Origin of the sequence: Microbacterium songi (assembly GCF_042747925.1) — a bacterium.
Taxonomy (GTDB): Bacteria; Actinomycetota; Actinomycetes; order Actinomycetales; family Microbacteriaceae; genus Microbacterium.
In genome coordinates, this window is record NZ_JBHZIE010000001.1 from 424772 (window position 1) to 447578 (window position 22807).

At 68.7% G+C, this 22807-nt stretch carries 26 protein-coding genes and 1 tRNA gene; 14 read left to right on the forward strand and 13 right to left on the reverse strand.

Going from position 1 to position 22807, the window contains the following annotated elements; all coding sequences use genetic code 11:
• Positions 1-83: 83 nt before the first annotated feature.
• The 4 genes from ACFM35_RS02210 to ACFM35_RS02225 all read left to right on the forward strand — a co-directional run bounded on the left by ACFM35_RS02210 (position 84) and on the right by ACFM35_RS02225 (position 2763).
• Positions 84-1067 (forward strand): DsbA family protein, encoded by a 984-nt coding sequence (locus ACFM35_RS02210; protein WP_378837793.1) that lies wholly within the window; start codon positions 84-86, stop codon positions 1065-1067.
• 46 nt (positions 1068-1113) lie between these two features.
• Positions 1114-1189: transfer RNA gene (locus tag ACFM35_RS02215), tRNA-Thr, on the forward strand.
• A gap of 365 nt (positions 1190-1554) precedes the next feature.
• Entirely contained in the window at positions 1555-1788 is a 234-nt protein-coding gene (locus tag ACFM35_RS02220; protein ID WP_378837796.1) for a hypothetical protein, read from the forward strand.
• A gap of 24 nt (positions 1789-1812) precedes the next feature.
• A complete protein-coding gene (locus ACFM35_RS02225) occupies positions 1813-2763 on the forward strand; it encodes a DMT family transporter (protein ID WP_378837798.1) in 951 nt (316 codons plus the stop codon).
• Positions 2764-2771: 8 nt separating this feature from the next.
• Here the strand turns inward: ACFM35_RS02225 and ACFM35_RS02230 are convergent, their stop codons facing one another.
• On the reverse strand, positions 2772-3293 hold the full coding sequence (locus ACFM35_RS02230; RefSeq protein ID WP_378838622.1) for a nitroreductase family protein: 522 nt from the start codon (positions 3291-3293) through the stop codon (positions 2772-2774).
• A 17-nt stretch (positions 3294-3310) separates the two neighbouring features.
• The gene (gene msrB, locus ACFM35_RS02235; protein WP_378837802.1) at positions 3311-3718 is read right to left on the reverse strand and encodes a peptide-methionine (R)-S-oxide reductase MsrB; all 408 of its coding nucleotides are present in this window, start codon (positions 3716-3718) and stop codon (positions 3311-3313) included.
• Positions 3719-3803: 85 nt separating this feature from the next.
• Here msrB (ACFM35_RS02235) and ACFM35_RS02240 point away from each other — a divergent pair, with 85 nt between their 5' ends.
• The 5 genes from ACFM35_RS02240 to groL all read left to right on the forward strand — a co-directional run bounded on the left by ACFM35_RS02240 (position 3804) and on the right by groL (position 7884).
• Positions 3804-4799, forward strand: a complete 996-nt coding sequence (locus ACFM35_RS02240; RefSeq protein ID WP_378837804.1) for a DUF2332 family protein — start codon at positions 3804-3806, stop codon at positions 4797-4799.
• 30 nt (positions 4800-4829) lie between these two features.
• On the forward strand, positions 4830-5099 hold the full coding sequence (locus ACFM35_RS02245) for a DUF3263 domain-containing protein (protein ID WP_378837807.1): 270 nt from the start codon (positions 4830-4832) through the stop codon (positions 5097-5099).
• Positions 5100-5134: 35 nt separating this feature from the next.
• Complete coding sequence (locus ACFM35_RS02250) at positions 5135-5734, forward strand: LytR C-terminal domain-containing protein (RefSeq protein ID WP_378837809.1); 600 nt, start codon at positions 5135-5137, stop codon at positions 5732-5734.
• Between the two features lie 136 nt (positions 5735-5870).
• Positions 5871-6071, forward strand: coding sequence for a cold-shock protein (locus tag ACFM35_RS02255; protein ID WP_378837812.1), 201 nt, complete (start codon positions 5871-5873; stop codon positions 6069-6071).
• Between the two features lie 193 nt (positions 6072-6264).
• Entirely contained in the window at positions 6265-7884 is a 1620-nt protein-coding gene (gene groL / locus ACFM35_RS02260; protein ID WP_378837814.1) for a chaperonin GroEL, read from the forward strand.
• A 90-nt stretch (positions 7885-7974) separates the two neighbouring features.
• Here groL and ACFM35_RS02265 read toward each other — a convergent pair whose 3' ends face one another.
• From ACFM35_RS02265 to ACFM35_RS02295, 7 genes are all read right to left on the reverse strand, one after another.
• Positions 7975-8262, reverse strand: coding sequence for a WXG100 family type VII secretion target (locus ACFM35_RS02265; protein WP_378837817.1), 288 nt, complete (start codon positions 8260-8262; stop codon positions 7975-7977).
• Positions 8263-8448: 186 nt separating this feature from the next.
• Positions 8449-10089, reverse strand: a complete 1641-nt coding sequence (locus ACFM35_RS02270; RefSeq protein ID WP_378837819.1) for a sensor histidine kinase — start codon at positions 10087-10089, stop codon at positions 8449-8451.
• Positions 10090-10257: 168 nt separating this feature from the next.
• On the reverse strand, positions 10258-10950 hold the full coding sequence (locus tag ACFM35_RS02275) for a response regulator transcription factor (protein WP_378837822.1): 693 nt from the start codon (positions 10948-10950) through the stop codon (positions 10258-10260).
• A 105-nt stretch (positions 10951-11055) separates the two neighbouring features.
• A complete protein-coding gene (locus tag ACFM35_RS02280) occupies positions 11056-11958 on the reverse strand; it encodes a hypothetical protein (RefSeq protein WP_378837824.1) in 903 nt (300 codons plus the stop codon).
• 63 nt (positions 11959-12021) lie between these two features.
• Positions 12022-13674 (reverse strand): DNA repair helicase XPB, encoded by a 1653-nt coding sequence (locus ACFM35_RS02285; protein ID WP_378837827.1) that lies wholly within the window; start codon positions 13672-13674, stop codon positions 12022-12024.
• Between the two features lie 39 nt (positions 13675-13713).
• On the reverse strand, positions 13714-15447 hold the full coding sequence (locus ACFM35_RS02290) for a helicase-associated domain-containing protein (RefSeq protein WP_378837830.1): 1734 nt from the start codon (positions 15445-15447) through the stop codon (positions 13714-13716).
• On the reverse strand, positions 15448-15723 hold the full coding sequence (locus tag ACFM35_RS02295; protein ID WP_378837832.1) for a multidrug ABC transporter ATPase: 276 nt from the start codon (positions 15721-15723) through the stop codon (positions 15448-15450).
• Between the two features lie 112 nt (positions 15724-15835).
• Between ACFM35_RS02295 and ACFM35_RS02300 the strand changes: the two genes are divergently transcribed.
• Both ACFM35_RS02300 and ACFM35_RS02305 read left to right on the forward strand, forming a co-directional pair.
• Positions 15836-16219: a cold-shock protein gene (locus ACFM35_RS02300; RefSeq protein WP_378837835.1), complete on the forward strand. Its 384-nt coding sequence runs from the start codon at positions 15836-15838 to the stop codon at positions 16217-16219.
• Positions 16203-16871, forward strand: coding sequence for a DUF3027 domain-containing protein (locus ACFM35_RS02305; protein WP_378837838.1), 669 nt, complete (start codon positions 16203-16205; stop codon positions 16869-16871). Before ACFM35_RS02300 ends, ACFM35_RS02305 begins: the two co-directional genes overlap by 17 nt.
• Positions 16872-16889: 18 nt before the next feature.
• Here ACFM35_RS02305 and serC read toward each other — a convergent pair whose 3' ends face one another.
• Complete coding sequence (gene serC, locus ACFM35_RS02310) at positions 16890-18002, reverse strand: phosphoserine transaminase (RefSeq protein WP_378837841.1); 1113 nt, start codon at positions 18000-18002, stop codon at positions 16890-16892.
• A 132-nt stretch (positions 18003-18134) separates the two neighbouring features.
• On the opposite strand from serC, the gene ACFM35_RS02315 reads away from it, so the two are divergent.
• The 3 genes from ACFM35_RS02315 (at position 18135) to ACFM35_RS02325 (ending at position 20889) form a co-directional block, all read left to right on the forward strand.
• Positions 18135-18836: an iron-dependent transcriptional repressor DtxR gene (locus ACFM35_RS02315; RefSeq protein ID WP_378838624.1), complete on the forward strand. Its 702-nt coding sequence runs from the start codon at positions 18135-18137 to the stop codon at positions 18834-18836.
• A 270-nt stretch (positions 18837-19106) separates the two neighbouring features.
• Positions 19107-20042, forward strand: coding sequence for a M23 family metallopeptidase (locus tag ACFM35_RS02320; protein ID WP_378837843.1), 936 nt, complete (start codon positions 19107-19109; stop codon positions 20040-20042).
• A 349-nt stretch (positions 20043-20391) separates the two neighbouring features.
• Complete coding sequence (locus ACFM35_RS02325; protein WP_378837846.1) at positions 20392-20889, forward strand: HNH endonuclease; 498 nt, start codon at positions 20392-20394, stop codon at positions 20887-20889.
• Between the two features lie 15 nt (positions 20890-20904).
• Here ACFM35_RS02325 and ACFM35_RS02330 read toward each other — a convergent pair whose 3' ends face one another.
• The 3 genes from ACFM35_RS02330 to msrB (ACFM35_RS02340) are packed head-to-tail and all read right to left on the reverse strand — an operon-like array spanning position 20905 to position 22662.
• A complete protein-coding gene (locus ACFM35_RS02330) occupies positions 20905-21609 on the reverse strand; it encodes a polyamine aminopropyltransferase (RefSeq protein ID WP_378837849.1) in 705 nt (234 codons plus the stop codon).
• Between the two features lie 10 nt (positions 21610-21619).
• Positions 21620-22177: a peptide-methionine (S)-S-oxide reductase MsrA gene (gene msrA, locus ACFM35_RS02335; RefSeq protein WP_378837851.1), complete on the reverse strand. Its 558-nt coding sequence runs from the start codon at positions 22175-22177 to the stop codon at positions 21620-21622.
• Positions 22174-22662 (reverse strand): peptide-methionine (R)-S-oxide reductase MsrB, encoded by a 489-nt coding sequence (gene msrB, locus ACFM35_RS02340; protein WP_378837854.1) that lies wholly within the window; start codon positions 22660-22662, stop codon positions 22174-22176. The genes msrA and msrB (ACFM35_RS02340) overlap by 4 nt, the downstream gene beginning before the upstream one ends.
• Between the last annotated feature and the right edge of the window lie 145 nt (positions 22663-22807).

Sequence of the window (22807 nt, forward strand, 5' to 3'; positions counted from 1 at the left end):
CCCAGACTGCCTGGTTAGCATCGGAGAGACCGCCTCACCCATGCGGCCCGCCGGAATACCGGCCCATTTCTCCAAGAGGTTCCATGTCGAGCGACGACCCCACAGATGTGCCCGTCCCCAGCGACCGCCGTGACGCGGTGCGCGAGAAGGCGCAGCAGCTGCAGGCCAAGCAGTCCCGAGCGCGTCTGCTCGGTCGGGCCTCGCTGATCATCGGGGTGGTCGCCGTCGTCGCGGTGGCGGCGGTCGTCGTCTCGTGGGCGTTCTCATCCGCGAGCTCGCAGCCCGTGCTGCAGCCCGTCAGCGGCTCCGGCGACGGTTTCGCCGTGACATCCGTGGCCGGCGTCACGACGAGCGTGGGGGGTGGCGCACCCGCCGCCGATGAGACGCCGACGCCGACGCCCACTCCGGCCCCTGCGGAGGCCACCGCCGAGGCAACCCCTGCACCGACGGCCACCCGCGGCATGGTCGACATCCGCGTGTACGTCGACTACCTGTCCGTCGGATCGAAGGAGTTCCAGGCGGCCAACGTGCAGCAGCTGGCCAAATGGGTGGGGCAGGATGCCGCCACCCTGACGTACTACCCGGTCGCGATGCTCTCGGCGAAGTCGAACGGCACGAAGTACTCCCTGCGTGCCGCCAGTGCGGCTGCCTGCGTCGCCACCCACGCGCCCGACACGTTCTTCGCCTACAACAACGCTCTGCTCGCAGGACAGCCGGACGTCGACTCCGACGGGCCGACCGACCAGGATCTGGCGACGCTCGCCATCGCGAGCGGAATCAGTTCCGACAAGGCGAAGGACGTGCAGAAGTGCATCGAGGACGAGGCCTACGCCGTGTGGGCCCGGAACGCCACCGATCGCGCGCTCGACGGACTGCCCGACACCGATGACATCTCTTTGACGGGTACCCCTACCGTCCTCGTGAACGGTACGCCCTACGTGGGAGCGCTCGACGATCCGAAGGAGTTCGCGCAGTTCGTCCTCACGATCGCGAGCGACTCGTACTACAGCACCCCTACGCCCACCCCGTCGGTCTCGCCGACAGCGACGCCCACCCCGTCGAGCTGAGCCCCTTTCGGGGCGGAGCGTCGCGGACCGTTAGACTCGGTCCTCTGCCGACTTGGCGCAATTGGTAGCGCACCATACTTGTAATATGGGGGTTACGGGTTCAAGTCCCGTAGTCGGCTCCACATCGATGCGGTGTATCGCTCCTGCTCTGCGGGACGCTTGTCAATACCCGTGAGATAAATCCGACGATTGCCTACCGTGAGCGCACCGGTCGCCTTCCCCCGAGGCGCCGGCAGAGTCAGCAGACGATCCCTCGTCGGTTGATCGGCCACGTCGGGTCGCCGCTCAGCCTGCGGACTCCGGTCCGTCCTGCATGTCGTCTGGGTGAGCCGACGCGCAGGACGGACCGTCCTCCCGATGCGACGACGCGATGCCGCCTCATCTTCGGCTCAGCGTTTCCCCAGGGTGTGACAACGACCGGTCTTGTTCGCTATATTTCCATTCAGCTGACTGGAACTGGGGATGTCAGCCGATATGGGGGTATCTCGTGCGCGCGAAAGCTGACACGAACATCAAACTGGGGTCGTGGCGACGCGGAGCCGAACGGCCGCTCTGGACGTCGCCCGAGCCGGGGATGCACACCGGAACGCTGTCCGGAAAGGTCATCGGGCATGTGGTGGCGGCCGAGGGCGGATACATCGCCTTCAGCCGGGAACCGGCGACGCTCGGGTGGTTCGCCACGTTGGGCGCCGCACAGGACGCCGCCGTCGCCAGCGCATAGGCGGCCGCACGGCAGGATGGGGTGGTGCCCACCGCCGTCCGCCTGCCCGCCTGGCTCGCCGTTGCGGGTGCGGTGCTCATCGGAGTGCTCACGGCCGCGCAGGCGCGGGTCAACGGTCAGCTGGGGCTCCGCCTCGGCGATGGCTTCGTGGCGGCGGCCATCTCGTTCGGGTCGGGGCTGGTCATCGTGGCCGTCCTGTCGGCCCTTCTTCCGGAGGGCAGGGCGGGCCTGCAGCGTCTCGTCGCGGGTGTCCGCGCCCGCAGCATCCCCTCGTGGATGCTGGCCGGAGGCGCGGCCGGCGCCTTCACGGTCGCGACGCAGGGCCTCACCGTCGGCGTCATCGGGGTATCGCTGTTCACCGTCGGCTACGTCGCGGGTCAGGTCGTCTGCAGCCTGACCCTGGACCGTCTCGGCTACGGACCCGGAGGAGCGGTGGCCGTCACCCTCCCACGCGTCGTCGGGGGAGGGCTCGCCCTGGTCGCGGTGGCCATCTCGCTCGCCGGCGGAGCGGGTGACGCGGTGCCCGTCTGGATGCTGGTGCTGCCGTTCCTCGTCGGGGCAGGTGTCGCCTGGCAGCAGGCCACGAACGGGCGACTTCGCGCCCGTGTGGGTACCGCGATCACGGCCACGTTCGTGAACTTCCTCGGCGGAACAGTGATCCTCGTCGTCGTGGCGGTGATCCACGTGGCCGTGGTCGGCCCGCCGCGCGCGCTCCCCGCGGAACCGTGGATCTACACCGGGGGTGCCCTGGGCGTCGTCTACATCTTCCTGTCAGCCGCCCTGGTCGCATACACCGGAGTTCTGCTGCTCGCCCTCGGAATCGTCGTCGGCCAGCTGTTCACCGCGGTGGTGCTCGACGCCGTCTGGCCGGCCGTGGCGAGCCCTGGACTCGTCACCGAGATCGCCATGGTCTCCGTTGCCCTGGTGGGCGTGGTCGTCGCCGCCGTCCCCTGGCGCCGAGCGCGGCGGCGGTGACGGAGACGTCAGTCGTGCGGCATCCGCGACAGGAACTGATGCGGGTCGACGGTCTTGCGGCGACCCTCCCGCTTCATCGGCGGCTTGCCGCCGACGTACAGCCAGCCGAGGAGCTTCTCGTGCTTCTTCAAGCCGTGGGCCTTCGCGACGGCCTTGGAGCGGGTGTGATGGCCGGAGCGCCAGAACACGCCCCATCCCGCCTCGTCCAGCAGGAGGCTCAGCATGTGCGCGACGCCCGAAGGCACCGTCTCCTGCTCCCACTCGGGCACCTTGTCGGTGCGGCGGTAGCTGCCGACCACTGCGATCAGCAGCGGTGCCCGAAGGGGCTTGGTGGATGCACCCTTGCGGCCCTCCGCCTTGTTCATCGCGCGTCCGAGGCGGTCGCGGTCGGCCCCGCGCAGCTCGATGAGGCGCCACGGCTTCATCGACGAATGATCGGCGACACGACCGGCCGCGGCGACGAAGGTCGCGAGCTCATCGCTCGTGGGCGCAGCATCCGTCACCTTCGACCAGGAGCGACGGTTCCGCATCGCCTCCAGAGCACTGCTCACGCGGACTCTTCCGGCGCGAAGTCGAGCGACAGCGAGTTCATGCAGTAGCGGTCGCCGGTGGGCGTGCCGACGCCGTCGGGGAACACATGGCCGAGATGCGAACCGCAGTTCGCGCAGCGCACCTCGGTGCGCAGCATCCCGTGCGAGTGGTCCTCGATCAGTTCGACCGCCTCGGGCCGGACCGATTCGTAGAAGCTCGGCCACCCGCAGTGGGAGTCGAACTTCGTGCCGCTCTGGAAGAGTTCGGCATGGCAGGCCGCGCAGGTGTACAGGCCCGCCCGCCCCTCGTCGAGCAGCTCGCCCGTCCAGGCGCGCTCCGTTCCCGCTTGGCGCAGCACGGCATACTGCTCCGGGCTGAGCTCCGCCCGCCACTGGTCATCGCTCTTGTTCACCGAATAAGCCATCACGTCTCCTTCTGACACTCCATTCAACCCGACGCGCGGCAGGTCTCGGGCGCGCTCGCTCGGCATCGCCGGTGAGAATGGACAGATGAAGACGGATGCCGCGGCCGACGTCGCCGCCCGTTACGAGCGATTCGCTCAGGCGGAGGCACCCGGCCGGTCCGAGCTGTATGCGCAGTGGGCGGACGGCGTCGCCCGGGATGTCGACGTACAGCGGATCATCGCCCGGATCGCGCCGACACACCGGCAGCCGCCGCTCGTGTTCGCGGTGTCGCGCCTGCTCGGTGCACCGGAACAGGAATACGCGGGCTGGGCGGAGTGGCTGCGCCGGCACGCAGACGCCCTGATCGCGGAATGCGGTCGCCGCAGCCTCCAGACGAACGAGCCGCTCCGGTGCGCGGCGCTCCTCCCCGCCCTCGCCGCGATCGACGGTCCGCTGGCGCTCCTCGAGATCGGGGCCAGCGCGGGACTCTGCCTCTACCCCGACCGCTATTCGTACCGCTACACCGCTTCCGAGCGGGGATCAGCCGTCACCCGCCTCGACCCGCCCGACGGAGCGTCGAGCGTGACGCTGGAGTGCGACCTGCGCGGGGATCGGCTGCCGACGCTGCGCATGCCCGAGGTGGTCTGGCGGGCCGGCATCGACCTCCATCCCCTCGACGCCGCGGATGCCGCGGACCGCCGCTTCCTCACGACCCTGGCGTGGCCCGGCGAACAGGGGAGAGCAGCCCGCATCGACGCCGCGCTCGAGGTCGCGGCATCCGACCCGCCCCTGCTGGTGCGGGGTGATGCCACCGACCGTGCGGTGCTGGAGGCGCTCGCCGAGCAGGCTCCTCGACAGGCGACGCTGGTGATCACCACCCCGGGGGTGCTCCCGCACATCCCCCGCGAGGGACGGGGAAGACTGATCGACGCCGTTCGCTCCCTGTCCGCGCGGTGGGTGACGATCGACCCGCCGACCCTCCACTCCGAGTGGCATCCGGCGATCGATGCGTCGCGCTGGCACGGGTTCGTCCTGGGCCTCGACGGTGTGCCGCTCGCCGCGGTCGACCCACTCGGCGGGTTCGTGGAGTGGCGCGCGTGATCGGAGGGCGCTCCGGTCTACCGTGAAGACGTGCCCCTCACCGACCGCGATCGCGCCATGCTCGACTTCGAGGCCGCCTGGACGCGGCACGCGGGCGCCAAGGAAGAGGCGATCCGGGCGGAGCTGCAGCTCTCGCCGGCTCGGTACTACCAGCTGCTCGGCCGCCTGCTCGACACCGCCGACGCCCTCGAGTACGACCCGATGCTGGTCAAGCGCCTGCGGCGCATCCGGCAGAACCGGCACGACGCGGGCGTCGCGCGCACCGCGCTCGGTGGCGCCCCCGCCTCGCGGCACGGCTGATCGGGCGCGCAGGAACGGCCCGGTAGCATCGGGGGGTGTCGAAATCGCCCTACCCCAAGGACCGCTTCGATGACCTTCCCTCGGACTCGGGGCGCGTCGGTGCGCATCGGGCCGAGAACCCGCACATGCGCGGATGGGTGGTCTTCCTCTGGGCCGCCGTCGCCACGGTCGTGCTCATCGCGCTCGGCATCTTCGGAACACTGCTCGCGTCGGGCAGGGTCACGCTGTTCCCGACCCCCGCGCCGACGGTCGCTCCGCTGCCTTCGGTCACCCCGGTGATCGATACGACGTACTCCGTCATCGTGCTCAATGCCACCGGTGAAGACGGACTGGCCACGACGATGAAGGACACGATCGTCGCCGCCGGGTGGCCGGGCGACGCGGTGCAGGCCAGCTCGGCATCCACGACGGACTTCCCCACCACGACCATCTACTACGCCTTCCCGTCGGACGAGGCCGCCGCGGCGGGTCTCGCACAGGTCATCGGCGGCGCGGTGCTCGAGCAGAGTGCCGCCTACCAGCCGCTGGATGATGCGGGCACCGGCGACGTCGACGAGAGCCAGGCCAAGCAGCTCGCGGTGGTCATCGGCCTCGACCGCTCTTCGAACCCGCCGAGCGTCACGCCCACGCCCTGATCCACCGGCCGGATGCGGTCGGTGTTTCGCGGCGGTAAACAGTTCGATGCACGCGTGTCAACAGTGCCCGGACCGGCCGTTTCGGCGCGGAATCCCGCCATACGATGACCCTGTCGCACAGCAACAGGAGATTCGCATGACCCAGGGCACCGTCAAGTGGTTCAACGCCGAGAAGGGCTTCGGCTTCATCACCGTGGCCGATGGCCAGGACGTCTTCGTGCACTACTCGAACATCGACATGTCGGGGTTCCGAGTGCTCGAGGAAGGACAGGCCGTCGAGTTCACCGTCGGCGCCGGCCAGAAGGGCCCGCAGGCCGAGTCCGTCCGCGTCGTCTGATCGGCCGCACCCCGTCTTCGAGGGATGGATGCTGCGCCCTGCGTCGTCCGACACGCCGGGAGGCGGCATCCTCTCCCGTGGCTTGCACTCGCACTGGTCGAGTGCCAGAATGGAATTAGCACTCGGGTCATCTGAGTGCTAAAGACCATTCGCTACGTCCGGACCTCAGAGGTCCGGGAGGGACGACATACACATGGCAAAGATCATCGCTTTCGACGAAGAGGCCCGTCGCGGTCTCGAGCGTGGCCTGAACATCCTGGCTGACGCCGTCAAGGTGACGCTCGGCCCCCGCGGTCGCAACGTCGTGCTCGAGAAGAAGTGGGGCGCCCCCACGATCACGAACGACGGCGTCTCGATCGCCAAGGAGATCGAGCTCGACGACCCGTTCGAGAAGATCGGCGCGGAGCTCGTGAAAGAGGTCGCCAAGAAGACGGACGACGTCGCCGGTGACGGAACCACGACCGCTACCGTGCTCGCCCAGGCGCTCGTCAAGGAAGGCCTGCGCAACGTCGCGGCCGGCGCCGATCCCATCTCGCTGAAGAAGGGCATCGAGAAGGCCGTCAAGGCCATCTCGGACGAACTGCTCGCCAGCGCCAAAGAGGTCGAGACCAAGGAAGAGATCGCCGCGACCGCGTCGATCTCGGCCGCTGACCCCACGATCGGCGAGCTCATCGCCGAGGCCATCGACAAGGTCGGCAAGGAAGGCGTCGTCACCGTCGAGGAGTCGAACACCTTCGGCACCGAGCTGGAGCTCACCGAGGGCATGCGCTTCGACAAGGGGTACATCAACCCCTACTTCGTCACCGACCCGGAGCGTCAGGAAGCGGTCTTCGAAGACCCCTACATCCTGATCGCCAACCAGAAGATCTCGAACATCAAGGACCTTCTGCCGATCGTCGACAAGGTGATCCAGGAGGGCAAGGAACTCCTCATCATCGCCGAGGACGTCGAGGGCGAAGCTCTTGCGACGCTGGTGCTCAACAAGATCCGCGGCATCTTCAAGTCGGCTGCCGTCAAGGCGCCCGGCTTCGGCGACCGCCGCAAGGCGCAGCTGCAGGACATCGCGATCCTCACCGGAGGCCAGGTCATCACCGAAGAGGTGGGCCTCAAGCTCGAGAACGCCACGGTCGACCTGCTCGGCCGTGCTCGCAAGGTCATCATCACCAAGGATGAGACGACCATCATCGAGGGTGCCGGCGAGGCGTCGCTGATCGAAGGTCGCGTGACCCAGATCCGTCGCGAGATCGAGAACACCGACAGCGACTACGACCGCGAAAAGCTCCAGGAGCGTCTGGCCAAGCTCGCCGGTGGCGTCGCCGTCATCAAGGCCGGCGCAGCGACCGAGGTCGAGCTCAAGGAGCGCAAGCACCGCATCGAGGACGCCGTCCGCAACGCGAAGGCTGCCGTCGAAGAGGGCATCGTCGCCGGTGGTGGCGTCGCGCTCATCCAGGCAGGCAAGGTCGTCTTCGCCAAGCTGGAGCTCACGGGTGACGAGGCGACCGGCGCGAACATCGTCAAGGTCGCCATCGAGGCGCCCCTGAAGCAGATCGCTCTGAACGCGGGCCTCGAGCCCGGTGTCGTCGCGAACACCGTCGCAGGTCTGCCCATCGGTCACGGCCTCAACGCCGCGACCGGCGAGTACGGCGACATGTTCGCACAGGGCATCATCGACCCCGCCAAGGTGACGCGTTCGGCGCTGCAGAACGCCGCATCGATCGCCGGACTCTTCCTCACCACCGAGGCCGTCGTCGCCGACAAGCCCGAGCGCGTTGCCGCTCCGGCCGGCGACCCGACCGGTGGCATGGACTTCTGAGTTCACGCACGCAGTTCTGAGTCGACAGCAGGGCCTCTCCTTCGGGAGGGGCCCTGCTGCCGTTTGCCCGGGTGGTGGCGGGGCCCGGGGTCAGCGGAACAGGCTCGCGTTGAGCTGTTCGGCATCGGCATACTGCTGGCCTGCGGAGGCCAGCGCCGTGCTGATTCCCGTCAGCGACTCCTCGACGCGGCGCTGCGTCCCACGCCAGTCGTCGATCACGGTCTGGAACGCGACGGCCGCCTGACCGGTCCATGAAGACTGCAGCTGGGTGAGCTGCGCGAGCAGGGTGGAGGACTCCGCCTGCAGTCGATCGGCGGTGCTGCGGGCGGCGGCGGTGGCGGAGAGGACGGCGTCGCTGTCGACGGAGAAGACGGCCATGGTGTGCTCCTTCGGATCGGGGACCTGCGACCGACGATAGGCCGCATCGGCGCAGCAGCCGGCGCCCCGACCATCACCTGGGGAGCGATCGGTCTTCCGGCTCGGCGGGGAGGAGCGCCGCCCGGGGTGGCGGGCGTCCCCGCGCCTTCGCCGCCCGCCGCCGGGGGCGGCCGCCGGGGAAGAGGGTCAGAAGTCGGCGGTCAGCCGCGTCAGGGGCTGCGTGTCGATCATCAGCTGGTGCGAGGCGTCGGCGGGGTCGGCCAGCGGGAAGGCGACGCGGAACGTGGCCCCGCCGCCGGGCGTCTCACCCACCTCCACCGAGCCGTGCAGTGCTTCGACGATCGACGCCACGATGGACAAGCCCAGACCGGTGCCGCCCGTCTCGCGCGTGCGCGAGGTGTCGGCGCGCCAGAAGCGTTGAAAGATCTTGTCGCGGATCTGCTCGGGGATGCCCTCGCCGTGATCGATGACCTCCACCCACCCCATGCGCGCGGCCGCGTCGACGCCCACCTTCAGCTCGATGGGCGACTCCTCGGCGGTGAAGCGACGCGCGTTTCCGAGCAGATTCGTCACCACCTGGCGGATACGGTTCTCGTCGCCGAGCACGATGGGCGGCAGCCCCGCGGCGGCGATCGGCGCGGGGGACATGTCGATGGGAGCGACGGGGGGCATCTCGCCCGCGGTCGAGGCCTGGGTGGCGGAGACAGGGCGGGGTTTCCGACGGAGCATCGACAGGCCGGCGCCGGCCCGCGCGATCGCCGATGTCGACGGTCCGCCGCGGCGTTTGCTCCCACCGGCCGGCTCGTCGTCCTCGACGGGACCGATCGGGATCGACTCGTCCGCGACCTCCAGGGTGGTGTCGATGACCGTGACGGGCCGCTGAGGGGATGCCGCGCGGACGTCCATCGCCGCATCCCGCGCCACCGGCCGAAGGTCGACCGGACCGATCACGACGTCGCGACGCTCGTCGAGGCGCGCCAGGGCCAGGAGGTCCTCGACGAGCACACCCATGCGCATCGCCTCCTTCTCGATGCGCTCCATCGCCTGGGTGACGTCGTCGTCGGTGGTGATCGCACCCATCCGGTACAGCTCGGCGTAGCCGCGCACCGTGACCAGCGGCGTGCGCAGCTCGTGGCTGGCGTCGCCGATGAATCGGCGCATCTGACGCACCGTGGCATCGCGCTCCGACAGCGCACCGTCGATCCGGCCCAGCATCGTGTTGATCGCGATCTTGAGGCGACCGACCTCCGTGCCCGGCTCGATGTCGGTCATGCGCTGACTGAAGTCGCCGGCCGCGATCGACATCGCCGTCGTCTCCACCTGTCCGAGGTTGCGGAACGCGAGGGTCACCAGCGCGCGCGTCGCGAGGGCCCCCGCGATGATGATGATGATCGAGATGACCCCGTAGATGCCGAGGAACGACGTGACGACGCGATCGACCGGTGCCAGCGGCAACGCGATCATCTGCGTGTAGTTCGAGGCGACTCCCGGGATCTCCAGCACGTCCACGCTGGCCCGGTAGATCGCGCCCGTGTCGGGGTTGACCAGGTCGAAGGGCAGCCGGCCCTGGATGAGAGCCTTGTCCAGCCCGTACTCCAGGGGGAACTCGGGCGGGTCGCCGGCGCCTCCTGCCGTGGCGATCCGTTCCCCGGTCGGGGCATAGACGGCCAGGTAGAAGTCGGTCTTCACGGCGTCGTCCCGTTGCGCGAACGTCGCCGCGCCGTCCTGTGTGCCCACGGTGAGCAGACCGCTCGTGACGTCCGTCGAGACGGTCTGCTGGAGGGTGGTCTCGAGGTTCTGGATGAGCGCCGTGCGCAGGAACGCCATGGTTCCCATGCCCGCGACGAACAGGCCGATGGCCAGGAGCGCGACGGTGACACCCGTGACCTTTGCGCGCAGGCTGATGCCACGCCACCAGCGGGTGACCGAGTCGGTCTTCTTCGCCAGCTCAGCCCCCTGGATCGATCACGTCGTGCACGCGGCACGAGCCGCCGGTCAGGCGGACTTGGACGCCTTCAGCATGTAGCCGAACCCGCGCTTGGTCTGGATGAGCGCCTCGGACGAGAGGGGGTCGATCTTCCGCCGCAGATAGGAGATGTAGCTCTCGACGATGCCGGCGTCTCCGTTGAAGTCGTACTCCCACACGTGGTCGAGGATCTGGGCCTTCGACAGCACGCGGTTCGGGTTGAGCATGAGATAGCGCAGCAGCTTGAACTCGGTGGGGCTCAGGTCGATCGACGCGTCTCCGACGAGCACGTCGTGCGTGTCCTGATCCATCGTGAGCTCGCCCGCGCGGATGACCGACTCCTCGTCGGCCTGCATCGTGCGTCGCAGGATGGCCTGGATGCGCGCCACGATCTCGTCGAGGCTGAACGGCTTGGTGACGTAGTCGTCGCCACCGGCATTGAGCCCGGCGATCTTGTCCTCGGTCTCGTCCTTCGCGGTGAGGAAGAGGATCGGCGCGGTGTAGCCCGCTCCGCGCAGCCGCTTGGTGACGCTGAATCCGTTCATGTCGGGCAGCATCACGTCGAGGATGATCAGGTCGGGCTCCTCCTCGAGCACGGCGGAGATCGTCTGAGCGCCGTTGGAGACGGCTCTCACCTGGAACCCCGCGAAGCGCAGGCTCGTGATGAGCAGGTCGCGGATGTTCGGTTCGTCGTCCACGACAAGGATGCGAGGTGCAGTCATAGGCCCATTATGGCGACCGGAGTCCTGCGCTGCCTGGATATCGTCCGGATCGCCGGGGAACGCGCGTGCGCCCCGCTGCTGCGGGTGCCCGCATCGGAGGGGTTCTCAGCGAGCGGTGCGCGTGAACTGACGCAACGTCGTGCCGACGATGCGCGCGATCCGCGACTCGGATTCGCCGCTGACACGTCTGAACTCGATACCCAATACTTCGCGCTGGCGGACGAACTGGACCACGGACAATGCCCCGACGCTGAGGGGCCCGCCGACGGTGAGCAGCAGTGTCGCCCACCAGGGGAACAGCGGATCTGCGTCACCGCTGACATATTGGCCGAGACCGTCCGCGAGGGTCCATCCGCACAGGACGAGGGCCAGTATCGGCATCATCATCGGATGCGCGTCCGGCGCCCGGAAGAAGTCGCTGACCCCGAGCACGAGGTAGGCGGCGATGAAAGTGACCAGGAGAAGGATCACGACGAGTCCGGCCGACAGCCATACGAGGCTGGCGAGCCAATCCCACCAACCCCACGCGGCCATCGTCGGCAGCAGCATGTCCAATGCCTCGTCGACGAAGCCCCCGATCCAGACGATCGCGAGGGTCATCCCGATCGTCCATACGGGGATCGACATGCGCGCGGTCATCGCGATTCTCTGGCCGCGCCGGGCGCAGGCGACGAATAACACGCAGACGGCGGTGATGGCGGTCATGAGCACGACGATCAACCACCCGGAGTCGAGCATCCACCCATTCGCGATCTCGCCGCCGTCGATCCTGCCCCAGCGCCAATTCACGTGGGCGCCGATCACGACGGCCAACCCGAGGTAGTTGCGCACGCGCATCAGCACCGCGAGCGGCGGGTCTTCGGCCAGGACATCGCGCCGGGAGGCGAGGACGAAGCGCCACCACCTCCACGGGACCATCCAGATGGCACGCAGACCGTAGCCGATGAGCACGAAGACACTGACGAGGAATCCCATGACCTGCCCCAGTCGCACGCCGGGCGAGGTCACCCCAGTGGCGATGATCCGGCCTGCTACCTCGCAGGATAGGGGATCGCGGCCGGCCGCGGGGGTTCAGGCCGCGATGGCGTCCGCGTCGAGGATCGTGTAGCTGTAGCCCTGCTCGGCCAGGAACCGCTGACGGTTCTGCGCGAAGTCCTGATCGACCGTGTCACGGGCGATCAGCGTGTAGAAGCTCGCGGTGTGCCCCGATTCCTTCGGCCGCAGCAGGCGACCGAGGCGCTGCGCCTCCTCCTGGCGGGAGCCGAACGACCCCGAGACCTGAATGGCGACGGATGCCTCGGGCAGATCGATCGAGAAGTTCGCAACCTTCGAGACCACGAGGAGCGTGATCTCTCCGACCCGGAAGGCCTGATAGAGCCGCTCGCGCTCGTCGACGGGCGTCGCCCCGGTGATCTGCGGGGCATCGAGTGCCTCGGCGAGCATGTCGATCTGGTCGAGGTACTGGCCGATCACGAGGATTCGCTCGCCCTCGTGCCGTTCGACCAGTTCTTTGACGACTCCGATCTTCGCGTCGGCGGTGGCTGCGAGACGGTACCGCTCGTCATCCGCGGCGGCCGCGTACTCGAGCCGCTCGCTAGCCGGGAGATCGACGCGCACTTCGTAGCAGGCCGCGGGGGAGATGAACCCCTGCGCCTCGATCTCCTTCCAGGGCGCATCGAAGCGCTTGGGTCCGATGAGACTGAAGACATCGCCCTCGCGTCCGTCTTCGCGCACGAGCGTCGCGGTCAGCCCCAGGCGTCGTCGCGCCTGCAGGTCCGCCGTCAGCTTGAAGACGGGAGCGGGAAGAAGGTGCACCTCGTCGTAGACGATGAGGCCCCAGTCCAGAGCGTCCAGCAGGGCGAGGTGCGCGTACTGCCCCCCGCGCTTCGCGGTCAGGATCTGGTACGTCGCGATCGTCACGGGACGCACTTCTTTGACCTGACCGGAGTACTCGCCGATCTCCTCCGCCGTGAGCGACGTGCGCTTGATCAGCTCGTCACGCCACTGCCGGGCGCTGACGGTGTTGGTCACGAGGATCAGTGTCGTCGTCTTCGTGTCGGCCATCGCCGCGGCGCCCACGAGCGTCTTGCCGGCGCCGCACGGCAGCACCACGACGCCTGACCCGCCCTCGGTGAAGATGTCGACGGCTTGGCGCTGATAGGGGCGCAGCGTCCATCCGTCTTCGGCCAGTTCGATCGGATGCGGCGTCCCGGGTGTGTAGCCGGCGCGGTCCTCGGCGGGCCAGCCGATCTTGAGCAGCTCCTGCTTGATCTGACCGCGGGCCCATGCGTCCACCACGTACGTGTCGGGCGCGGGGTGCCCCACGAGCAGCGGCTGGATGCGCTTGTTCCGTGCCATCTCGGTCAGGACCGCGGCATCCGTGGACCGCAGGACGAGCGTCCCCTCCTGGCCGTCCACAGTGTCGCGCTCGATCACGAGGCGGCCGTAGCGTCCGACCGTCTCGCGGATGTCGAGCGAGACCGACGGCGGCACGGGGAAGCGCGTCCACCGGTCGAGCGTGGCCAGCATGTCCTCGGCGTCGTGTCCTGCCGCGCGCGCGTTCCACAGGCCCAGCCGGGTGATCCGGTAGGTGTGGATGTGCTCGGGTGCACGTTCCAGTTCCGCGAAGATCGCCAGTTCGTGGCGCGCGCTCTCCGCATCGGGGTGCGCGACCTCGAGGAGCACCGTGCGGTCGCTCTGGACGATCAGGGGGCCATCAGCCATAACGAGAAAGTCTACGCGGCGTGCTGCGAAGGCGGGCGCTCAGGCCACCGGCTGCACGCTGACGATGCTCGACACCGGAAGCGTGCGCTCGACATCCGCTCCACGGTCCCGCCCGCGCAGCCGTCCGCCGCCGAGACCGGATGCCTCGATCGTGAAGGTGCGCGCCGAGCCGTCCGGCAGCTTCACCGCGACGGCGATGACGGCTCGCGCGCGGACGGCCTGCTCCAGCTCGCGGACGAGCCAGGCCGCATCCGCGTCGTCGTCCTGGCCGGCGCCCGACCGGAGCGTCGCGAGGAGACGGTCGTATGGGTTCGCCGACGCCGACCCGTCGCCTGCCGACGACCGTCGACGACGCAGCGGGAGCGGTGCCCCGTCGTCGTCGACGGCGATGACGGGGTAGCGCGCGTCGACCAGCGCCCAGTAGACGGCATCGCGGTGGGCGCGCGTGGTCAGGCGGTCCTGATCGGGCACGAGACCGAGAGGTCGGAGCGCTTGATCGATCGCCAGCGTGTCGCGCAGCTGTGGGTCGTCGGTGTCGACCCGGGTGCGGCCGGTCGCGGCATCCGTCCCCACCGTCACCCGGCCGTGTCGGTTCGCGGTGCTCTCGATCAGGTAGTCCAGGGGCTGCGGGATGCCGGTCAGCGACAGTTCCGAGAGGAACGAACGGATCGATTCGGCGCTCTCGCCGTCGATGATTCCGGAGCGCAGCGAATCGGCGCTGAAGCGATAGGTCGACGCCTGCGCGCGCGATTCGCGGTGCGCGATGCCCCGGAGCCGCAGATCGAGCGGCGGCGAGAGCGGACCGGGGGCGATCGCGGTCAGGTCCGCCTGGAGGTAGACCCTGTCGATCTCGGCGGGCAGATGAGCGGCGAGGGTCGAGGTGTCGGCTTCGCCCCCTTCTCGGATGCTGCGGGCCCAGGGCGGCTCGGTCCCGTCGGGAAGGACGAGCGTCCACTGCTCCGCGATGCGGTGCGCTTGCGCGGTGCGCGTCGGCCAGTCGGGATCGAGGGGGAACGCGTCTGCCCACGCGGGGAGGGGAACGTACCCGCCGTCCGGAGTGCGCAGATCGGGAGGCAGACCGTCCCGCAGTCCTTCCGCCACCAGTCGCCAGCGCGAGGTGGTGGATTCGCGCAGCCAGGTCTCGGCCTCGGCGTCCGCGACCCACTCCCGTTCTGCGGAATGCGCCAGACCGGCGGCCACCGCGGCGGCGATCAGATCATCGAGGTCGTCGCCGGCGTCCAGCACACCCGCCTCGACGAGGCGGCGGCGGTCGGCCGCGCTGACCGTCCCCGCGCCGGTGCGCCCGAGCGGGGCGTGCAGGCTGGCCAGGAGCAGATCGGCGAGAGTGGCGACGATCGCGAACACATGTTCGGCGGATGCTGCGCACTGCGCCTCATCGGAGGGCTCGGGCGTCGCCGCCGTCGGCGCGGGGATGAACGCCTCGGGGTGTGCGGCAGCGGCCTCTTTCACGCGGGCGGAGACCGCCTGGTAGGGGAGGCCGTCGACATCTGCCAAGAGCAGCCGACTCAGCGTCGCCCCGGGTTCGGCGGGGATCGGCACCCCCGCGTGGAGCGCCGTCAGGACGGAACGCGGAAGCCGGTGCAGGGACCGATCGATGGACGCGGCATCCAGCAGCCCGTCCGCGGCATCGAAGTAGTCGTGCCAGTTGACCGACGGTGCGATGCCCCGGACCGCCAGAGCGTCGGCGAGATCGGCGTCACTCAGCCCGGCGAGTCGAGTGGCGAGCGCACGAGCGTCTGAGGTGTCAGGCACTCACTGACCCCGGTTGGCCCGAGCCCTCCGCACGAAGCTCATGATGAGCACGGCGAGTAGGAGAAGGAACGCGATCGGCAGACCGAGCAACGGCAGGACCGAAACGAGCGGCCACAGCCCGTTCAGGAAATCCGCTTGTGTCATACCGAACGCGGACGCGATCATGATCGTGAAGAAGCACAGGATGGACACTGCGAGCAACCCGAGCGACATGAACGCCAGGATGCGGTCGATCCGACGTACCGGAACGTCCTGACGGGGGCTGGGTGTGCTCATCCGCCTCAGCCTACTCCCGCGCGGCGGTGCCGTAGGCTGGAGGTGAGGGGTCTTCAGATCTCAGTTCCGTCATGCCCGCGCGTCCGCGCGGCCCGTTCCCAGCGAGGTTTTCATGCCCACCGGCAAGGTCAGGTTCTACGACGAGGAGAAGGGCTTCGGCTTCGTCACCACCGATGACGGCCAGGATGTCTTCCTGCACGCCACGTCTCTGCCTGCAGGTACGGCAGCACCCAAGGCCGGCACGCGGCTCGAGTTCGGCGTCGCCGACGGCAAGCGCGGACTGCAGGCACTGTCGGTGCGCGTGCTCGAGGCTCCGGTGAGCCTCGCCAAGCGCGCACGCAAGCCCGCGGACGACATGGCGATCATCATCGAAGACCTTGTGAAGCTTCTCGACGGCATCGGCGGCGACCTGCGTCGCGGCCGCTACCCCAGCGGTGCGCACTCGACGAAGGTCGCAGCGGTGCTGCGCAAGGTCGCCGATGAACTCGACGCCTGAGGCCGGTTCGTCCGACATCGACGCACGACTGCTCGAATCGCACGACCTCGCGCGCGCGGCGCTCGCCGAGATCACACCTGAGGCGACCATCGGGGCTCCCGTCGGCTACACACCGGAAGGCGACGGGGTCGTCTCACTGCGCTTCGAGACCCTCCTCCCCGGGTACCCCGGGTGGTTCTGGACGGTCAGCGTCGCGCGCGTCGAGGACGCCGAGCCGACCGTGCTCGAGGTCGAGCTCCTGCCGGGTGACGCCGCACTTCTCGCTCCGGACTGGGTGCCGTGGGCAGTTCGTCTGGCCGATTATCAAGCCGCCCAGCAGGCGCTCGCCGACGCCGGTGTCGTCCTCGAGGACGACGTCATCATCGTGGACGACGAGGATGCCGAGCTGGACGAAGACCTCGACGACGTCGAGGATCTGGATGCCGCGGACTTCGACAACGACGGATCGCCGATCCTGCACGCAGGTGACCTCGACGGTGTCGACATCGACGAACTCGACCCGGCCGCTCCGCTCGACGAGGAGTCCGACGAAGACGAGTCCGAGGACGACGACGACGACTCGGACGAAGACGACGACGAGTCGGACGAGGACGACGATGAGTCGGACGAAGACGAAGACGACGACGAGTTGGAAGACGACGACCGCCGCTGAGGCCGCCGGGTTCCTCGCCTAGAGGTTCTCGATCACGAAGTCGATCGAGCGGATCAGCTGGCGGACGTCCTCGGGCTCGATCGACACGAACGTCGCGATGCGCAGCTGGTTGCGACCGAGCTTGCGGTACGGCTCGGTGTCGACGACTCCGTTGGCGCGGAGGACCTTGGCGATCTCCGCGGCGTCGACCTCGTCGGCGAAGTCGATCGTGACGACGACGGGCGAGCGGTCCGCCGGGTCGGTGACGAAGGGCGTCGCGACGGCGGATGCCTCGGCCCAGTCGTACAGGGCCGACGACGACTCCGCCGTGCGGCCGCCGGCCCACGCCAGCCCGCCGTTGCCGTTGATCCACGCGATCTGGTCGTCGAGGAGCAGCAGGGTCGTCAGCGCGGGAGTGTTCAGCGTCTGCTGCAGCCGTGAATTGTCGACCGCGTTCTTCAGGCTGAGGAATTCGGGGATGTACCGGTCGGACGCGGCGATGCGCTCGACGCGCTCCAGCGCCGCAGGGGAGAACAGGGCGAACCACAGTCCGCCGTCCGACCCCAGGTTCTTCTGGGGCGCGAAGTAGTAGACGTCGGTCTCGGAGACGTCGACGTCGATGCCGCCCGCGGCGCTGGTCGCGTCGATGACTGTGAGGGCGCCCTCGTCCCCGTGCACACGGGTGATCGCCGTGGACACCCCGGTCGAAGTCTCGTTGTGCGGCCAGGCGTAGAGATCGACGCCCTCGACCGTCTCCGGGCGGATGCTCGTGCCCGGGTCGCTCCTGCGGACGTCGGGCGCCTGCAGCCAGGGCGTCTTCGCCGCCGCGGCGAACTTGCCGCCGAATTCTCCGAAGACGAGGTTCTGGCTGCGGTGCTCGATGAGTCCGAAAGCCGCGGCGTCCCAGAAGGCGGTCGATCCGCCGTTGCCGAGGATGACCTCGTAGCCGTCCGGAATGCGGAAGAGGTCGGCGAGGCCCTCCCGCACCGATTGCACGAGGCCTTTCACAGGTGCCTGGCGGTGAGACGTCCCCAGCACGGATGATCCACTCGCCGCGAGGGCGGCCAGCTGTTCCGGCCGCACCTTCGACGGGCCGCAGCCGAAACGACCGTCGGCGGGGAGGAGATCACGGGGGATGTCGAGGCGGGGCATGCCCTCGATTCTAGAGTCGCGCGCACCGCCGTCCTCATCCTGTGACGTCCCGTGAACCGCCGGCGTCGACGAGCGTCGATGCGGACTCGATTAGGCTGTCCTTACATAGTTTCACCGCGTCTGCGAGGCATGATGACCGACCTGATCGACACCACCGAGATGTACCTGCGCACGATCCTCGAACTCGAGGAGGAGAACATCGTCCCCCTGCGGGCACGGATCTCGGAGCGTCTCGGTCACTCCGGGCCGACCGTCTCCCAGACCGTGGGCCGCATGGAGCGCGACGGCCTCGTCATCGTGTCCGACGACCGCTCGCTCGAGCTCACCGACGCCGGGCGCCAGAAGGCCGTCGACGTGATGCGCAAGCACCGTCTCGCCGAGCGGCTGCTCAGCGACGTCATCGGTTTGGACTGGGCATACGTCCACGAAGAGGCCTGCCGCTGGGAGCACGTCATGAGCGAGCAGGTCGAGCGTCGCCTGGTCGAATTGCTGGGTCACCCGACCGAGTCGCCGTACGGCAACCCCATCCCCGGCCTCGACCAGCTCGGCGATGTGCCGGCGATCACCTTCGACGAGGGCGTCGTCGGTCTCGTCCGTCGCCTCAACGCCGCGAGCGGGCCCGTGACCGGCACGGTCCGTCGTCTCGCGGAGCCCGTGCAGGTCGATCCCGAGCTTCTGCAGCAGCTCAAGTCCGCCGGCGTGATGCCCGGTGCGCACGGCGATTACCGCTTCAGCGAGGGCTATGTGCTGGTGCAGATGGACGGCAACGACGAGGGTCTCGAACTCCCGGTCGAGGTTGCTTCGCACATCTTCCTGGTCGACGACCGCCACTGAGCGACGCGCGGGTCGGACCATCCGTCCGCTCCTCCCCAGATCGGCCTCGAGCGCGGAATCCGCGTGATTCCGCGGGGGTTAGTTGCTCAACGTGACATATTCGTTACCTTCAGGTAGCCTCGGAACGTCCACAGGCAAGATTCCCGCCGTCGGACCCCGAGTGGATTGCCTCACTGGCTCGTCGTCCGCACGGTGACCCGCACAACGTGCCCGAACGCATGGTGCTGACGAGCTGGCGCACCAATCGGCGCTGAGGCGCCGGAGGATAGTTTGGCTGAACAGAACGAGTCGCCCGCGGCTGACGCGGACGCCACGTCGCTGACACCGCGCACCCGAGACCGATCCCGCGTGTCCCAGCGCGCCCGCGAGCGTCGCATCGTCGCGACCACCGCCGCGTCCGTCACGCGCCCGCCGCGTGCCGCACGTCGGGCCCGAGGTCGCGCGAAGCCCGTCCGCAGCCTCGTGATCATCACGATGGTCGCCGGCCTGATCGCCACGGTCGCCCTTCCCGCGTACGGCGCCTGGCGTCCCACCGCCGAGACGCAGACGCTGCAGCAGCTCTCCGCCGGCGATGCGCAGTCGCTCGTCGTCGCCTCCGACGCCACTGCGAGCACCTTCACCCGTGACAGCTACGCGGCGACCACGGCGGAGGAGATCGAGCAGAAGAAGGCCGCCGAGGCCGCCGCCGCCGCCGCCGAGGCCCGTGCCAAGGCCGCCGCCGCCGCGGCATCCTCAGCCGCGTCCTCCTCCTCGTCTTCCTCCTCCGTCGCAGCCAGCTACAGCGTCGACCTGAACATGGTCTCGCCGGGCACCGGCGAGGTGCGCTGGCCGCTTCTCAACTTCACCAAGGGTCGCGGCCTCTGGGATTCCGGCTACCACCAGGGCGTCGACCTCCTCGCCCCGGCGATGACGCCCATCTACGCGGCCGCGGCCGGCGTCGTGAAGGTCTCGCAGGAGAGCTACGGCGGCTACGGTGTCGCGATCTCGATCGACCACGTGCTCGGCGGCCAGCAGGTCAACACCCTGTACGGCCACATGACCTACGGCACCCGTCAGGTGCAGGTCGGCCAGACCGTCGCCGCCGGCCAGCTCATCGGCTTTGTCGGCAGCACGGGAAGCTCGACGGCGAACCACACCCACTTCGAGGTGCACATCAACGGCGGCGTCGTCGACCCCTGGGCGTGGCTCGAAGCCAACGCCGGCTGATCCGCGCGAGGCGGCATCCGCTCGTCCTCGCCGTCGAGGCTGCGTGTTGGCCGACACGCCACCCGTGATTCACCTCCGAACGGCGCAGGGTCCCTTCGGCGTGCATTACCCTGAAATCCGACGCTGAGAAGAAGGCGGAGGGCGCCGATGGACAGCACACCACGCATCCGAACCATGGATGCGCTCGGCCTGCTCGTCCTTCGGCATCGTGTGATCGGGTGCTGCGACGTAGTCGCGGCGTCCAGGCGCTGTCCATGAGACAGCGCCTTTTTTCATACCCCTCCACCGCTTGATCGTCGTCGAATCGAAGATCCGGGAAGCCGTCCCGGCCATTCGAGAGGATGAGGGAATGCGCACACTGGTGCTCAACGCGGGCTACGAGCCGCTCGCCGTGGTGTCTTACAAGCGAGCGCTCGTGCTCGTGATGAACGACAAAGCCACCGTGATCGAACGCATGGAGGGCGAACCTGTCTGGGCCGCCCGTGGTTCCTACGACAGACCGGCGGTGATCCTGCTCTCGCGCTACGTGCGCGTCCCCGGCGCAGGACACGTGCCCGTGACCCGCCGAGGCGTGCTGCGGCGCGACCTGCACCACTGCGCCTACTGCGGCAAGACCGCCTCGACGATCGACCATGTCCTTCCGCGCTCGCGCGGGGGAGCGGACACGTGGGAGAACCTCGTGGCGTGCTGCCTGCGGTGCAACAACGTCAAGGGCGACCGCACGCCGCAGGAGATGAACTGGAACCTGCTCTTCACTCCGCGACCACCTCGTGGCGCGCAGTGGACCGTGCGCGGCACCGAGCGGGCGGACCCCCGTTGGAGCCCGTACCTGGAGCTGGCCGCGTAGACGCCCGCCGCGGTCTTACGCGGTGGGCCGGCGGCCGATGTAGACGGTGTTGGACGACACGCCCCCGGTGAGCGGATTGTCGAAGTCGACGACGTGTGCGGCAGTGTCGACGAAGACCGATTCGAGGTCGGCCTGGAACGCGGCATCCGGTGGGTCATCCGACCACAGCGCGAAGATGCCGCCATCGACGAGGTGCCGAGCCAGCGACCGGAGGCCGGCGGTCGTATAGAGGTCGGCGTGGCTCGGATCGAGCTGGTGGCGCGGCGAGTGGTCGACGTCGAGCAGGATCGCATCGTAACGGGAGCCCTCCGGCGCACGTCGCACGACGGCGAAGAAGTCGTCGAGGGTGAGTGTCGTGCGGCTGTCGCCGACGAGCTCCGCCGACACCGGCAGCAGCGTGCGCTCGTGCCAGCCGATGACGGCGGGCAGTGCGTCGATCACGGTGAGCGAGCCGACCCGAGGATCGCGCAGCGCGGCGACCGCGGTGTAGCCGAGCCCCAGGCCGCCGACCAGGACGGTCAGGCGTTCGCCCGTCGTCGCCGCGAGCCCCAGTGTGGCGAGGGCCTCTTCCGCGACGGTGAACAGGCTCGACATCAGGTATTCGTCTCCGAGCTTGACCTCGTAGACGTCGTGGGCGACCGCCGGTTCGAAGCGCCGTCGCAGCGTGAGATCCCCCATCGGGGTCGGCTGCCAGTCGAGCTCTTCGAACCGGGCGATCACGGGCGCGATCCTAGACCGCGGTGGTGGCGTTGCGGCGGGGGAGCACCCAGCCCGCGCGCGGGAAGTGGCACGTGTACCCGTGGGGGTAGCGGATCAGGTAGTCCTGGTGCTCGGGCTCGGCCTCCCAGAAGGGGCCCGCGGGCTCGATCGTGGTGACGGCCTTGCCCGGCCACAGACCCGAGGCGTCGACGTCGGCGATCGTCTCGCGCGCGATCTGCTCCTGCTCGGGCGAGAGCGGGAAGATCGTCGAACGGTAGCTCGATCCGACGTCGTTGCCCTGACGGTTGAGCGTCGACGGGTCGTGGATCTGGAAGAAGAACGCCAGGATGTCGCGGTACGTCGTCTTCGTCGGGTCGAACACGATCTCGACGGACTCGGCGTGCCCGGAGTGGTTCCGGTAGGTGGCGTGGTCGTTCTTGCCGCCGGTGTAGCCGACGCGGGTGCTGAGCACACCGGGCTGGCGGCGGATCAGGTCTTCCATGCCCCAGAAGCAGCCACCGGCGAGCACTGCGGTCTCGGTGCCGGGGGTGCGGGTGATGGCTCCGGTGTCGGTCTTTCCACTGGTCATGATGCGGTCTCCTCGTTCATACGGTCGCTGGGCTGATCGGAGTGGGCGAACAGGGCGCGGTACTCACCGTAACCCTGCTCCTCGAGCTGTGCGACGGGGACGAAGCGCAGCGCGGCGGAATTCATGCAGTAGCGCAGGCCGCCGGCATCCCGCGGACCGTCGTCGAAGACGTGGCCCAGGTGGCTGTCGGCACCGGCGGAACGCACCTCGGTGCGCTTCATCCAGAGCATGCCGTCGGTCTTCTCGGTGACGGCGTCAGCGGCCAGCGGACGCGTGAAGCTCGGCCATCCGGTGCCGCTGTCGTACTTGTCGATCGATGAGAACAGCGGCTGACCCGAGACGACGTCGACGTAGATGCCGTCTTCGTGGGTGTTCCAGTACTCGTTGCGGAACGGTGGCTCGGTGCCGTCCTGCTGCGTGACGGTGTACTGGCTGGGGGTGAGGCGACTGAGTGCGTCGGCAGTCGCGCGGTAGTCCTGTGACACGGTTTCCTCCTGGGTCGACCTTCGTCGACATCGGTTGTACGCGGCTGGCTGCAGCGTCATAGAGGAGAACGGCGGAGGGCGGCGTTTTGGTCCCGTCAAGCTGAAAGCGGGCCGTGAGTTTGGTGACGGATGCTGCGCCCGGCGA

Coding starts and splice junctions, on each gene's coding strand:
- msrB (WP_378837802.1), bottom strand. CDS start 3,718: ATGGCTTATTCGGTGAACAAGAGCGATGACCAGTGGCGGGCGGAGCTC.
- ACFM35_RS02285 (WP_378837827.1), bottom strand. CDS start 13,674: ATGGCTGATGGCCCCCTGATCGTCCAGAGCGACCGCACGGTGCTCCTC.
- ACFM35_RS02255 (WP_378837812.1), top strand. CDS start 5,871: ATGACCCAGGGCACCGTCAAGTGGTTCAACGCCGAGAAGGGCTTCGGC.
- ACFM35_RS02325 (WP_378837846.1), top strand. CDS start 20,392: ATGCGCACACTGGTGCTCAACGCGGGCTACGAGCCGCTCGCCGTGGTG.
- msrA (WP_378837851.1), bottom strand. CDS start 22,177: ATGACCAGTGGAAAGACCGACACCGGAGCCATCACCCGCACCCCCGGC.
- ACFM35_RS02300 (WP_378837835.1), top strand. CDS start 15,836: ATGCCCACCGGCAAGGTCAGGTTCTACGACGAGGAGAAGGGCTTCGGC.
- groL (WP_378837814.1), top strand. CDS start 6,265: ATGGCAAAGATCATCGCTTTCGACGAAGAGGCCCGTCGCGGTCTCGAG.
- ACFM35_RS02230 (WP_378838622.1), bottom strand. CDS start 3,293: ATGCGGAACCGTCGCTCCTGGTCGAAGGTGACGGATGCTGCGCCCACG.
- ACFM35_RS02315 (WP_378838624.1), top strand. CDS start 18,135: ATGACCGACCTGATCGACACCACCGAGATGTACCTGCGCACGATCCTC.
- ACFM35_RS02295 (WP_378837832.1), bottom strand. CDS start 15,723: ATGAGCACACCCAGCCCCCGTCAGGACGTTCCGGTACGTCGGATCGAC.
- ACFM35_RS02210 (WP_378837793.1), top strand. CDS start 84: ATGTCGAGCGACGACCCCACAGATGTGCCCGTCCCCAGCGACCGCCGT.
- ACFM35_RS02265 (WP_378837817.1), bottom strand. CDS start 8,262: ATGGCCGTCTTCTCCGTCGACAGCGACGCCGTCCTCTCCGCCACCGCC.
- ACFM35_RS02305 (WP_378837838.1), top strand. CDS start 16,203: ATGAACTCGACGCCTGAGGCCGGTTCGTCCGACATCGACGCACGACTG.
- ACFM35_RS02240 (WP_378837804.1), top strand. CDS start 3,804: ATGAAGACGGATGCCGCGGCCGACGTCGCCGCCCGTTACGAGCGATTC.
- serC (WP_378837841.1), bottom strand. CDS start 18,002: ATGCCCCGCCTCGACATCCCCCGTGATCTCCTCCCCGCCGACGGTCGT.
- ACFM35_RS02275 (WP_378837822.1), bottom strand. CDS start 10,950: ATGACTGCACCTCGCATCCTTGTCGTGGACGACGAACCGAACATCCGC.
- ACFM35_RS02270 (WP_378837819.1), bottom strand. CDS start 10,089: ATGGCGTTCCTGCGCACGGCGCTCATCCAGAACCTCGAGACCACCCTC.